Genomic DNA, 13,140 nt, shown 5'->3' with positions numbered 1-13,140 from the left:
GTAAAATGATCAACACCATGATTAAAGGAACTAAAACCGTGGAACCTTCAAAAAATTCTATTTTAAACGGTTTTATAGACACCCACATACACACCAAGCCAGATATAAAACCTCGCCTATTAGATGACTATGAAGCAGCTCTAGCAGCCAAAAACCATGGAATGAAGGCTATTGTAATAAAATCTCATGTAGAATCCACAGTCAGCCGAGCATACCTAACACAAAAGTTAACTGGGCTGCCAACATTTGGAGGAATCACACTAAACTGCACAACCGGTGGTTTGAACCCAGAAATTGTTAGCATCACCTCTTTGATGGGAGGTAAATTCGTGTGGCTGCCAACAATACACCACAATGATATCCAATTAGAACCTGAGCCTTTAGAGGAAATATTAAACATTATTGCTGAAAACAAGATGGTTCTGGGAACTGGTCATCTGCATCCCTATAAAATATTTCAGGTTTTAGATGAATGCCATAGCAAGGGTATAAAAAAAATCGTAATCAATCATCCATTAACCAAAGTTGTCGGCGCATCTGTGGATCAACAGAAAGAAATGGCCCGTCACGCCTATCTTGAACACTGTTGGGTGGCAACCATGCCCCAACACGATCATCTGAATCCGAAAATCATTGCTAATGTAATTAAAGAAGTTGGAGCTAGCAATTGCATACTGGCAACGGATTTAGGCCAAATACATAATCCCCCGCCAGTTCAGGGTCTAGAAACTATGATTGAAACTTTAATCTCCCATGGTATTTCCTGGAGAGAAATTCAGATAATGTGTCAGGAAAACTCAAAAAAATTATTGTTTGATTAAAAAAAATGGAAAAAACACAACACCCCCAACTGGTTCCTAGTAAACTTTTTTTCAGATACGAAATTCCTCAAACCAACTATTTTTTCTCCTTAAACTGGGAGCAGAATGTTTTAGTTATAAAACAGTTTAGAAAACACCCATCTAAAGATGAACAAATCAAAATAGTGCCTGATTATGAGGAATGGGCTGATTTCTGGGAAGAACTATCTGTAATCGATGTATGGGGTTGGTGTGAATTATATGAAGTTAAATGCACAGATGCATGTGTTGTAGGTGACGAATGGGAGTTATATATTAAGTTTAAAGATGAACACGTGGAATCTTATGGTTATAACAGTTATCCTCCCACATTTAGGGAGTTCATAAAGTTGGTAGAGGAATTGACTGGTATCGTAGTAGAGTTTATACACCAAGAATAGTTTCCATTTATCAAAAAATTCATGAAACATGTCTTACCAATTTACTACTAAATTATTAATCTACGAAACTGTCCTATTTGCACTGGCCAGTATATATGATGTTATCGAAAAACACCATTTTCGCAAATTTTTGTTTTATGACAAAAAAAAGGGGAATTAGATCCATTGAAATATTATAGATCACCAACCGAAGAACTGTTGATTGGGTGATATAAATTTATTTTAATCAAAACACTTAATACTAATTTTCAGGGAGGATGAGAAAATACCCAAGATTGAAATTGATCCTGAATTATGCACCAAGTGTGGCACATGTGTTGAGAACTGTCCAGTGAATATATTCCAACAAGATGATGAAGATTCAATTCCCAAGATCCAAAATGAAGAAGAGTGCATTTTCTGTGCCCAGTGTGTGGACAACTGTCCAGCAGATGCAGTGAAACACGAAAATTTCTAGAATAAATTAAGAAAAAATTAACATGATCATCCGACATCCATACATTAGGTGTCAGATTCACGGACAAACTTTTTTTAAATAAGTTCTTAAATAATTCACCCATCAATTTAAGAAACACAATTGGGGTTAGTTGTGTTGTATTAAAGCTATTCGAACCTGGTTTGGGTCTTCTATAAATGCTAAAAATCCAACTGTTATTGGAACTGGTTCCATTATGACTTTAGCACCATTCGATTTAAGTTGTTCAATGGTGGTGTTTAAGTCTTCGACATCCATTCCAATTGAAAATAGCCCGGGCTTGTCTTCTGGATTTTTAATTAGTTCCACCATAGTATCCCCTTCACCTTTAAGTAATGTGATTTCACGTGCAGGTCCCAAATCGTACTTGCTATCTACTTCAAATCCCATAACCTCTGTATAAAAATTGATTGACTTATCCATATCCTTAACAATGATGGTAGCGTATTTTACCCTCATATAATCACCTGCCCATTAATATATTTCATTTATACACATTTGAATATTATGCACCCATTTGCATTTGATTGGCATGGTTTTCCACCATTAGACATGTAATTAGCACTCTCTCCAATTTTGGCAATTATAAACCTCTCGACTGGTTAAAACAAAAAAAATCACCAGTTACTCTGACACTTTTTGTCCAATTAAAGTTCCACAATATTTATATGATGCTTTTATTGTATCATATAATTGACAAGGGTTAATAGGGAGAAAAAAATGTCTGTTCAAGATAAACCTGTTAATAAAACTGCTATTCTACTCATCGCTACTTTGGCCACATTTTTAACACCATTTATGGGCACTTCCTTAATCATTGCTCTTCCTACCATTGGAAATGATTTAGCAGTAAATGCCATTCTTTTAAGCTGGATTACAACAGGATTTTTTTTAGCATCAGCAATGTTTGCAGTTCCTTTTGGCAGAATTGCCGATATTTATGGGATGAAAAAGATTTTTAGCTATGGTATCATCATTTTAACCATCTCCACTTTTTTGGCTGCAATAGCTCCCACAGCCGAATTCCTGGTTTTAACTAGGGTTTTTCAGGGTGTTAGTAGTGCAATGATATTTGTAACGGCCCTTGCTATTATAACCTCAGTTTTCCCGCCTAAAGAAAGAGGCAAAGCCATCGGGATCAATATGATGGCTAGCTATACTGGGCTGGTTCTGGGACCCCTGCTGGGAGGGTTCCTGACACAGTATCTTGGCTGGAGAAGTGTTTTTTATTTCATTGTGCCATTGTGCTTAGTGGTAATAATTCTAGTTTTTTGGAAGATGAAAGGAGAATGGGCTGCAAGTAAAGATGAAAAATTAGATTATTGGGGAACTTTATTATACATTTTCATGCTTTCACTGGTTTTAATAGGATTTTCTACTATTACCGAGACTTTTGGTATTGTGATGGTAATTTTAGGCATTATTGGCTTTGCAGGTTTTGTTAAATGGGAGTTGAGGGTTGAACACCCAGTTTTAGACATTAGGCTCTTTTTTGAAAACCGGAGGTTTGCATTTTCCAACCTGGCAACTCTTATAACCTATATTGCAACATTTGTGGTGAGTTTTCTATTGAGCTTATATCTACAGTACATAAAAGGATTGGAACCAGAGGTAGCTGGTCTATTTGTGGTGGTTCAAACCTTTTTCATGGTGATAATGTCTCCATTTGCAGGTAAACTTTCCGATAGGTTTGATCCTGGAAAATTAGCTTCACTGGGAATGGCTATAATAACGGTGGGGCTATTAATTTTTACATTCATAACCAAACATACCAGTTTACATGTTATAATTTTAGGTCTAGCTGTTATTGGGATTGGGATTGGAATTTTTTCAGCACCCAATACCCATGCAATTATGGGATCTGTTAAAAAGAAATATTTTGGGGTCGCTTCTGCCACCTTAAGCACCATGAGACTTTTAGGTCAAACTTTTGGAATGGGACTAATTTTAGTAATATTTGCAGTCTATATAGGGGCAGTTCAATTTACTCCCCAAAATTATCCAGACCTCTTAAGGAGCATTCAATTAACATTCATTGTTTCATTAATTTTAAGCATAATTGCGATTTTTGCATCATTAGCACGGAATAAATAAATCCCCAATTTAGTATATGGATTTTCATCCCCAGAACAAGTTGTACCTATTTACACTAAATACTGAAACTATGGTATTCACTTTAATGGAATATTTTCAATTTAATTTTTTGTATTACAAATTATGGGGACTGTTTTCCCAGATTGGGTAAAAAGTGGGGTGTAATTTTTGGAATAATTATTTTAATATTAAAGATACAAGTTTAACCCTAGAATCATAAACAGTTAAAAAATAATCTTCCCGGATTTTTTTTGAAAATATAGGAGAAACATGGTTATGTTGGATTCTTTACTATCTGAACTATTTAATCAAAACATAATACTATTTCACATGATCAATCATGGGATGGGGAACGTTCTATTAGATTTTATAATGCCTTTAATTACTAACTTAGGGAGTTTTCTAGCATGGATTATAATCTGTGTCCTTTTATTCCTACTCGGGGGGGAAAATTTGAGGAAGGTAGCAATACTTACTTTAGCTGCCTTATTTTTGAGTAATGTTATTGTTTATTTATTAAAGATCATCATTGCCCAACCCAGGCCTTTCCTGGTCTTGCCTAATGTTGATCTTTTAGTCTCAGTAAATGAGATTTATTCCTTTCCCTCAGGGCATTCTGCTACATCTTTTGCTGCGGCAGTGGTAATTGGGTTAAGGTACAAACTAAATTTCAGAGAAAAAAGTTACGGTTTAATCTATCCTTTATTGGTTTTTGCAGGAGTTATCGGGTTTTCCAGGATTTACATAGGTGTTCATTACCCCTTTGATGTTTTCTTTGGTGCTCTTGTGGGAATTATTTCAGCCCTTCTAGTTTTGAAGGTGGAAGACAATAGATTGGTGGAGGAATTATCCCATATTTCGTTGTTGGATAAATTAAAGACTAAAAAGAATTAAAAACTTTTGCACATGATGAGAGTGGTGGATATCTAATGTTCAGTCTGGTTGAATACATAAGTAACATTATAATTTACATAGTTGAGAATTTAGGTTACCTGGGAGTTTTTTTGGCTATGACTGTGGAAAGTGCTTGTATTCCACTCCCCAGTGAAGTTATCATGCCTTTTGCTGGCTTTGCTGTGTATGAAGGCAAAATGAGTTTACTGGGAATTACAGTTGTCGGTGCTTTGGGTAACCTATTTGGGTCATTAATTGCCTATTTTGTTGGTCTTAAGGGTGGGAGGCCATTTCTGGAAAAATACGGAAAATACATTCTCTTAACTCACTCCCAACTGGAGAGGGCTGAGGACTGGTTTGAAAAGTATGGCCATGAGGCTGTGTTTGTTAGCCGAGTATTACCTGGAATCCGGACGTTTATCTCCTTACCAGCTGGCATCGCCCGTATGGATCTGAAAAAGTTCATAACTTACACTTTCCTGGGTTCATTACCTTGGTGTTTTGTATTAGGTTATCTTGGTGTTCAGTTAGGCCCTAAATGGGATGTTATCAGGGGATACTTCCATATACTGGACGTGATTGTTATTTTGGCAGTTATTGGCGTATTAACCTATTTCGTATACCAACATAAAACTAAAGATTAAGATAGTTTTTTTTATGAGAAAAATTTTCCTTAGTTCCTGAGTGGTTATATAGACTCTATGGTCGGTACCGATCTTACTTCGTTATAGTTCTGTTTAACGAAATAAATTTTTGGTTACATATCAACGGCACAATTTTTGATTTAAATTGATAATAAAAGTGGAATTTTACATTGCCTATTTAATTGAGAACATTATCAATATTTCTAGCTGAAAATATGGTTTTGAAAGAGAATCGTATTTAACAATCTTTATATTTAGTCATTCTATGGTACTAATCAGTTTCCCTGGATTTTCCTGAAGGCCTTGTGCTGGTCTATCAAATTGGATGACTGGAACATTAAACGTGTATAAATCTTCACATCCCTATTAGAGTATGAAAACTTTGTTTATGGAGAATAAATCATATCAGGAAAAACTATTAATACATGCATTAATTAATTCTCTTTATAGATTTATGTAATTGCTATTTTAATGACGGCCTTTTTTGTCTTTTCATATTTATAAGGGACAAAAACAAATAAGAAGACTAGTACTAAAATGAAATCAGGTGAATTCATGAGTAAAGAAGAACAGAAAATAACCAAGGAGCTTAACTCACGGATGAAAGAATTCAAAGCTGCCTTAAAAGATGAAAACAAGAAATTCGAACTTATGGATAACATTCCAGCCTCAGAAGGCATCATTCGCTTCGAAATCATACTACCCTCACAGAATCCTGAAGAATTCGTGGACGGACTTTTCTTGTATATGAATGATGAAGGAGTCATTGTTAACGCCGAATATTACTATAGAGACAAGTCAGAAGTAGAAGTGATAAATATTCCAGAAGATTATCTCCCAGTTATAACCGAACTTTTCAGTGATTTGTTCATATCTGAAGTTGAAGAATAAAATTAGCTCAGATTTAATTCTTTTTTAAGATTACATTAACAGGGACTGATTTTTCCATATCACTTCAATTAACGCAGAAATTATTAACCTATTTTTCTTTCAAATTTAAACCTTTTTCAGAATCAATTATTATTTTTAGGGGTTTTTCATATTAGTTTTGCAAGGAAATGATTATTTAACCTAATTTCAGTTTCAAAGTTTATATATGATAGTGATTTCATAGAGATAAACGAAATATATCAAAATGGTAAAAAAGCACCCAAGTATTAAAATGGGATTAAAGTATTGGTGGGTATTTAGCACCCGACAAATTTGGAATATCAACTTTAAAACTGGTTAAAATCAACAACCCTCGTCTTCATAATTTATATTATTAATTCGGGCCTAATTCATATTTATTAACATTAATATCCGTCCCACCATGCTCGACTTGTTTTTTTGTCCATAAATGTTAATTGGGAGGATAAAAATGCGAAGTTTTGAGAAACTAACTTCTTACATCCCACTTAGACGTTCTGAATCAGGTTCAAAGAATATTGGACTTCTGGTGGACGGACCCAACATGTTAAGAAAGGAATTCCGGTTGAATCTAGATTTAGTAAGAGAAATAATAGCCGAATATGGAAATATGAGAGTGGGAAAAGTTTTGTTAAATCAGTATGCCTCAGACAAACTTATTGAAGCAATAGTAAACCAGGGATTCACCCCCATTGTCGTGGCAGGAGATACCGATGTTTACATGGCTGTTGAGGCCATGGAACTTATTTACAATCCTAACATTGATGTTATAGCGTTGATGACTCGTGATGCTGATTTTTTACCCATCATAAATAAGGCTAAAGAAAATGGGAAGGAAACCCTAGTGATCGGTGCTGAACCAGGTTTCAGTGCAGCATTGCAGAATTCTGCCGATGATGCCATCGTCCTAAAACCCGACAAATCTGAAAACAGCATCCAGGAAGACTGAAATGATTATTAATTCTTCACTTGATGAGGTAAAAAGAAGAGAAAGTGCCTTAAAATACATTGCCTCCCAAGTTAAAGAAAAAGGAAGAAACAGCTTACATGATCTTTCAGGATTAGCTGGTGGATTTCCTGTTTCAGAATCTGATCTTACACTACTGGAAACCTATGCTGGTCCTGCTTATTTTTCCAAATCACTGCAAAAAGAGGGCATCATTCACCTTGGTGGTGAAAAGGTTTTGGCCTTCAACCGTACCAGTGCTGCTATTTTAGCAACAATACTGGCTTTTGTTAAACCTGAAGAAGAAGTAATCCACTACTTACCCCAGTTACCATCACATCCCTCCATCCCACGCAGTGCCAAACTTATCGGTGCATCTTACCAGGAATATGATGATATTAAAGATTTCAAAATAGGTGAGGGAACATCACTGGTAGTTATCACCGGTTCCACCATGGACCATCAAATAATTCCCCTAGATGATTTTGAAAAGATAATAAAGATCTCCCACAAACACGGAGTCAAAGTTCTGGTTGACGATGCTTCCGGGGCACGATTGCGTACTGTGCTATACAACCAGCCCAGAGCTATGGATATGGGTGCCGATCTGGTTGTCACCAGCACCGACAAATTAATGAACGGCCCAAGAGCAGGTTTAATGTCTGGAAAAACCCAATTCATTGACCAAATAGCAGATAAAGCCCACCAGTTTGGTTTGGAAGCCCAAGCGCCAGTAGTTGCTGGCATCTTAAGGGCGTTGGAAATATTTGATCCTCAAAGAATTATTGAATCAATAGAAAGGAAAGATAAACTACATCATCAATTAAAGAAACTAGTAAAAGGTATTGAGAAAACCCCCACCGGAGTGATGATTTCTGAAGATAAACTCTGGAGGGAAGTTAAAACTCCTGAAAACAATTTATCAATTTCCAAACGTGAACTTGCAACTACAATGGCCATGTTACTCCTGAAAGAACATAACATAGTGACCATCCCTGCAGTGGGAATGCCTGGAGTCACAGCAACTATACGATTGGACATGGCATCAGATGATGCTAAAAATTTAGATGATTCTCAAATAGTTAATGCAATCACTGATTCGCTCCAAAAACTTAGAAAAATTATTTTTGATGAAGAAAAATGTTTAAACCTATTGTACGGAACCTGAAACTATTTTTTTAAAAGAATTAGGGTGAAGTTTTCAAAAAATAGGATATTCCTCCTCTTTAAATTCGCGATTGAGAACTATGATAGAAATCGATGGTTCATATAAAGAAGGTGGCGGTGCTCTTTTGAGGGTTTCAACCGCTCTTTCAGCTTTAACTGGTAAGAAGTTTCTTGTTAAAAACATCCGTGCCGGCAGACCGAAACCCGGGATGATGATGCAACACCTAAATTCAGTTTCCACCATTGGAAAAATTTCCAACGCCCAGATCACTGGACTGGAGCTAGGCTCCACCCAGATGGAATTTATCCCAGGAAAACTTAAAGGTGGAAAATTCCAGGTGGATGTAAAGACTGCAGGCAGCATCTCCCTGATCCTACAAGCCCTAATCATACCAGCCATCTTCACACCAGAAGGTGTCAAGATAACTATTAAGGGGGGGACTGATGTTCGATGGGCTCCATCTGTAGACTACCTCCGTAATGTGACCCTCCCAATACTACAATCTATGGGAGTATCTGTGGATTTGAAGTTGTTAAGCCGAGGCCATTATCCCAGGGGTGGGGGTTTAGTGAAAGCCTTTATAAAACCAGTTAAGAAGCTAAAAACATTGAATGTCCATGATTTAGAAGTCGATGTAATTAAGGGGATATCACACTCCACTCAGCTTCCCAGGCATGTTGCCACTCGCCAAGCAGATTCCGCACAAAAAATACTCCACTCAGCGGGTTATGATGTAGAAATAGAAATCGAGTCAGAAGGTGAAGCTCTATCCCCAGGGTCTGGGCTGGTACTCTGGAGTGAGCATGGTGGTAAAAGTATTCCACGTGTAGGTGCGAGTTGTCTGGGAAAGCCAGGTAAACCTGCAGAAGTAGTTGGTAGAGAAGCTGCCACCGAAATTTTGTCATGTATATCCCGAGGAGCTGCTCTGGACCAGTATATGGGTGACCAGATCATACCCTACTTGGCCATCGCTGGTTCTTCTTCAGTAAAGGTTGCCAGACTCACTAACCATACTATTACTAATATTTATGCAGCAGAGAAATTCACGAACCGCAATTTTACAATCAAATCCAGTTCAGATGAAGTTACAGTAATTGAAGTAGAATAACAATTTTTATAAGCAAAACCTACCTTATTACAACTTCATTTTAAGCATTACTAATAGGTTCATTTTAAGTGTATACATTCTCCAGAGATAACCTTGCGCAAACTTCCATCATCCATCTCTAAAATAAGAACTCCTTCATTGGTTATTCCAACAGCTTCTCCACGAACCACTTTTCCCTTTTTACGCACTTCAACATTCAAACCAATAGTTTTGGAAAGTTTTCTCCATTCTTTCAAAATTTCCGGAAAATTCCCTGTTTTAAAATCATTATAAAGAGTTTCAAAGTTTTTAAGGAATCTCTGAACTAGCTTTACACTGTAAATTTCCTTTTCAAGTTCCTGTTTTAAGGATGTTGCCCCTTTCCTCAGATTCGGGGGGAAAGCATTCACATCAACGTTAAGATCGATACCAACTCCCACCACAACATATTCAAGACCCTGAGGGTTGATGTTTGCTTCGGTTAAGATCCCACATACCTTTTTTTCTCCAATTAAAATGTCATTGGGCCATTTAATCCCCACATCGAGTTTACACTCTTCATCCAGTGTTTCAGCAACTGCCACTCCAGTTACCAGTGTTAGTTGAGGTGCTTTGGCTGGGGGAATATCCGGCCTTAAAATAATAGTCATCCACACCCCACCAGAGGGTGATAACCATTTTTTACCACGACGTCCCCTGCCACTGCTCTGACTTTCAGCAATAACAATGGTTCCTTCCGGTGCACCTTCATTAGCCAATTTTTTGGCCACTTCGTTAGTTGAATCAACCTCAGAATAGTAATGAATTTCTCGTCCAACATATTCAGTAGACAAATCACGCTGTAATTCATAAGGCAGGAGGCGATTAGGAGTTTTGGAAAGACAATAACCATTATCTGGTGATGAATCTATCACATAACCATCTTTTTGGAGTTGAAGTATTTCTTCGGCAAGTTGGGATTCCGATATTCCCACTTCAGATGCCAATCTAGCACCAGGAAGATATTTATCCTTATTTCGATGGAGTATCTTTAATATTTCTTTTTTATTCATCAAAACCACCCGAACCCTTTATTTTTTATTTTTCTCCAATGAATGACTCATATAACTTGAAACTGCCGCGGATACTGCAGCAACTCTTTTTGAGGGTAAAAATGTAGATTTGAGCCGTGAAACCATTTCTTTATCTTCTTTAACTATTTTTTCCATGTTTTCAGTGATTTCCTGTTTATACTCATCTACAAAGTGGGTGTGTAGTTTTCCTTGCTGGAAAGTCGGGCTTAACATCATTGCCTTATGGAAGGGTATGGTGGTTTCCACTCCCAAAATAATATATTCTGAAAGTGCTCTTCGCATTCTGGTGATGGCTTCATTCCTGTTCCTACCCCATACAATGAGTTTCGAAATCATTGAATCATAATAGGGAGGAATAGTGTAATTCATGTAAACTCCACTGTCCACTCGCAACCCAGGACCACCAGGGGAACGATAACCAGTGATCTTACCAGGGTTAGGTGAAAAATCTGTTAAAGGATTTTCAGCGTTGATACGACACTCAATAGCATGACCTCTTACTTGAATATCTTCCTGGGTGCAGCATAACTCTCTGCCAGAGGCAATTTTTAGCTGCTCTTTAACCAGGTCAACTCCAGTAACCGCTTCAGTGATAGGGTGTTCCACTTGGATTCTGGTGTTCATCTCCAAAAAGTAAAAGTTCCCATTAGAGTAAAGGAATTCCACAGTACCTGCATTAGTATAGTCTATTGATGATGCAGCTTTAACTGCTGCTTTCCCCATTTTTTCCCTTAGTTTGTCAGTCATAATCGGAGAAGGTGACTCCTCAATTAGTTTCTGGTGTCTTCGTTGGATACTACACTCACGATCCGCCACATGGATGGTATTACCATGTTCATCTGCCAAGATCTGGAATTCTATATGGCGAGGTTCCTCCACATACTTCTCAATAAACACTGTTGAATCTCCGAAGGCTGATGCTGCTACAGATTGTGTGGATTCAAGGGCACGGATAAGTTCATCTTCTTCATAAACTGTCCGCATGCCAATACCGCCACCACCAGCCGATGCCTTAACTATCACGGGGTAGCCAATGGATTCAGCTATTTTAAGTGCTTCATCCGGGTCAGTCACTCCCCTACTGTTACCAGGGATTACTGGAACTCCTGCTTTTTCCATGAGTTTACGAGATTCAATTTTACTCCCCATAGCCTCTATAACACGGCCAGATGGGCCTACAAGTTTTATACCATGTTTGGCACATTCATCACCCATTGCCGAGTTTTCAGCCAAAAAACCGTAACCCGGGTGTAATGCATCGGCCCCAGATTCTTCAGCAGCCTCTAAAATGTGTGGAATGTTCAAATAACTATCAGCAGGAGCTGGTCCTCCTATAAGATATGCTTCATCAGCATATTTAGCGAAAAGCGAATTCTTATCAGCTTCTGAGTATACAGCTACACTTTTTACATCCAGTTCTCTGCAAGCTCGCATCACCCTAATGGCGATCTCTCCACGGTTAGCAACCAGGACCTTGTCAAACATGATATCTTCCTGTGTGTCTTTTGCAATATTATATAGGGTTTTCTTTTATCTTGATATATTTATTAACTTTATCTATATCTCCCTACAGATTTATATCTAACTGCAAAATATCCAAGGAACATATAATATTATAAGTAAATATATATTATTATAGACTTAATCACCATTAACAGGCCTAAAAATCATGATTAACAAGAAACGACATCTTGAAATGGCGCTACAAACCATACCTTCCCATCCTGATCCAGACTGTGATCTGGAACAGTACCACACCCCCGCCACCATAGCCGCAGATGTGCTCTGGAATGCCAGTGCCCAGGGAGATATTCAAGGGATGAAAGTGGTTGATCTTGGATGTGGAACTGGAATTCTAGCCCTCGGAGCAGCTATGATGGGGGCTGAGGAAACTGTGGGGATTGATGTTGATGGTGGTGCCCTGAAAGTTGCAGAAAATGAAGCAACTAGACTTAAAGTTCAGGATAAATGTAGATTCCTCAGGATGGATGTGGATGATTTTGAAGGTAAGGGGGATACTGTTATCCAGAACCCTCCATTTGGTGCTCAGAAAGCCCATCATAAGGATGCTGACCGAAAATTTTTATTAAAAGCCTTTAATGTGGCTCCTGTGGTTTATTCTTTCCATTTGGCCAAAACCGAGGATTTCATAGAACGTTTGGTGTCATCGGTTTCAAGTGTAATAACCCACCGTTTCTATTATAAATTTCCCCTACCACGTACCTACCACTTCCATAAGGAAGAAAAACGGGAAGTGGAAGTAGTTGTGTTTCGTTTTGAAAGTTAATTATACACTTTTAGCAAATTTTAAAAAATAAGGGATTACTATTCATGATATTTTAAATAAAAAAAAGAGAATATCTTTTTTCTTCTTTTACACAGCTGCTGTGGTGAAGGGTCGGCTGTATTTTGTGATGGGGTTGCCTGCTAGGTCGGTTATGCTTCCAGCGTATAATATTATGGTGTATTTGGTTGCTTTTTTCAGTGGGTTGTTGGGTGTTATGGTTAGGGTGTTGCCGTTTATGGTGTTGGTGGTGGGTATGTTTGTTCCGGTGTTGGTTTTTAGTTGGATGTTCATGGTTCCTGGTTTTATGGGTTCGTTGAAGGTGG

The 13,140-nt window shown here is 37.7% G+C and carries 15 protein-coding genes; 11 read left to right on the top strand and 4 right to left on the bottom strand.

Annotated features, from left to right (window positions below; genetic code table 11):
• The first annotated feature begins 17 nt into the window (after positions 1 to 17).
• The 3 genes from GXZ72_00075 (at position 18) to GXZ72_00065 (ending at position 1,697) form a co-directional block, all read left to right on the top strand.
• Positions 18 to 821 carry a hypothetical protein gene (locus GXZ72_00075; protein ID HHT17956.1) on the top strand — a complete coding sequence of 268 codons (804 nt, stop codon included), beginning with the start codon at positions 18 to 20 and terminating at the stop codon, positions 819 to 821.
• Between the two features lie 5 nt (positions 822 to 826).
• Positions 827 to 1,240 carry a hypothetical protein gene (locus tag GXZ72_00070; GenBank protein ID HHT17955.1) on the top strand — a complete coding sequence of 138 codons (414 nt, stop codon included), beginning with the start codon at positions 827 to 829 and terminating at the stop codon, positions 1,238 to 1,240.
• Between the two features lie 265 nt (positions 1,241 to 1,505).
• A complete protein-coding gene (locus tag GXZ72_00065; GenBank protein ID HHT17954.1) occupies positions 1,506 to 1,697 on the top strand; it encodes a 4Fe-4S binding protein in 192 nt (63 codons plus the stop codon).
• Between the two features lie 126 nt (positions 1,698 to 1,823).
• Here the strand turns inward: GXZ72_00065 and GXZ72_00060 are convergent, their stop codons facing one another.
• Complete coding sequence (locus tag GXZ72_00060; protein HHT17953.1) at positions 1,824 to 2,174, bottom strand: VOC family protein; 351 nt, start codon at positions 2,172 to 2,174, stop codon at positions 1,824 to 1,826.
• Between the two features lie 261 nt (positions 2,175 to 2,435).
• On the opposite strand from GXZ72_00060, the gene GXZ72_00055 reads away from it, so the two are divergent.
• The 7 genes from GXZ72_00055 (at position 2,436) to GXZ72_00025 (ending at position 9,478) form a co-directional block, all read left to right on the top strand.
• Positions 2,436 to 3,809 (top strand): MFS transporter, encoded by a 1,374-nt coding sequence (locus tag GXZ72_00055; protein HHT17952.1) that lies wholly within the window; start codon positions 2,436 to 2,438, stop codon positions 3,807 to 3,809.
• A 276-nt stretch (positions 3,810 to 4,085) separates the two neighbouring features.
• Entirely contained in the window at positions 4,086 to 4,703 is a 618-nt protein-coding gene (locus GXZ72_00050) for a phosphatase PAP2 family protein (protein HHT17951.1), read from the top strand.
• A 35-nt stretch (positions 4,704 to 4,738) separates the two neighbouring features.
• Complete coding sequence (locus GXZ72_00045) at positions 4,739 to 5,347, top strand: DedA family protein (GenBank protein HHT17950.1); 609 nt, start codon at positions 4,739 to 4,741, stop codon at positions 5,345 to 5,347.
• A 555-nt stretch (positions 5,348 to 5,902) separates the two neighbouring features.
• A complete protein-coding gene (locus tag GXZ72_00040; protein ID HHT17949.1) occupies positions 5,903 to 6,238 on the top strand; it encodes a hypothetical protein in 336 nt (111 codons plus the stop codon).
• Positions 6,239 to 6,707: 469 nt separating this feature from the next.
• Complete coding sequence (locus GXZ72_00035; GenBank protein ID HHT17948.1) at positions 6,708 to 7,205, top strand: TIGR00288 family NYN domain-containing protein; 498 nt, start codon at positions 6,708 to 6,710, stop codon at positions 7,203 to 7,205.
• Between the two features lies 1 nt (position 7,206).
• Entirely contained in the window at positions 7,207 to 8,370 is a 1,164-nt protein-coding gene (locus GXZ72_00030) for a TIGR03576 family pyridoxal phosphate-dependent enzyme (GenBank protein ID HHT17947.1), read from the top strand.
• Positions 8,371 to 8,449: 79 nt separating this feature from the next.
• Complete coding sequence (locus GXZ72_00025) at positions 8,450 to 9,478, top strand: RNA 3'-terminal phosphate cyclase (GenBank protein HHT17946.1); 1,029 nt, start codon at positions 8,450 to 8,452, stop codon at positions 9,476 to 9,478.
• A gap of 59 nt (positions 9,479 to 9,537) precedes the next feature.
• Here the strand turns inward: GXZ72_00025 and GXZ72_00020 are convergent, their stop codons facing one another.
• The gene (locus GXZ72_00020) at positions 9,538 to 10,509 is read right to left on the bottom strand and encodes a biotin--[acetyl-CoA-carboxylase] ligase (protein ID HHT17945.1); all 972 of its coding nucleotides are present in this window, start codon (positions 10,507 to 10,509) and stop codon (positions 9,538 to 9,540) included.
• Between the two features lie 18 nt (positions 10,510 to 10,527).
• The gene (locus GXZ72_00015) at positions 10,528 to 12,015 is read right to left on the bottom strand and encodes an acetyl-CoA carboxylase biotin carboxylase subunit (GenBank protein HHT17944.1); all 1,488 of its coding nucleotides are present in this window, start codon (positions 12,013 to 12,015) and stop codon (positions 10,528 to 10,530) included.
• Positions 12,016 to 12,199: 184 nt separating this feature from the next.
• Here GXZ72_00015 and GXZ72_00010 point away from each other — a divergent pair, with 184 nt between their 5' ends.
• A complete protein-coding gene (locus GXZ72_00010; protein ID HHT17943.1) occupies positions 12,200 to 12,817 on the top strand; it encodes a methyltransferase in 618 nt (205 codons plus the stop codon).
• Between the two features lie 87 nt (positions 12,818 to 12,904).
• Here the strand turns inward: GXZ72_00010 and GXZ72_00005 are convergent.
• A partial coding sequence (locus GXZ72_00005) for an Ig-like domain-containing protein (protein HHT17942.1) occupies positions 12,905 to 13,140 on the bottom strand: 236 nt, incomplete at its 5' end.

Source organism: Methanobacterium sp. (assembly GCA_012838205.1).
Classification (GTDB): Archaea; Methanobacteriota; Methanobacteria; order Methanobacteriales; family Methanobacteriaceae; genus Methanobacterium.
This window is presented reverse-complemented; position numbering and strand designations above follow the sequence as displayed.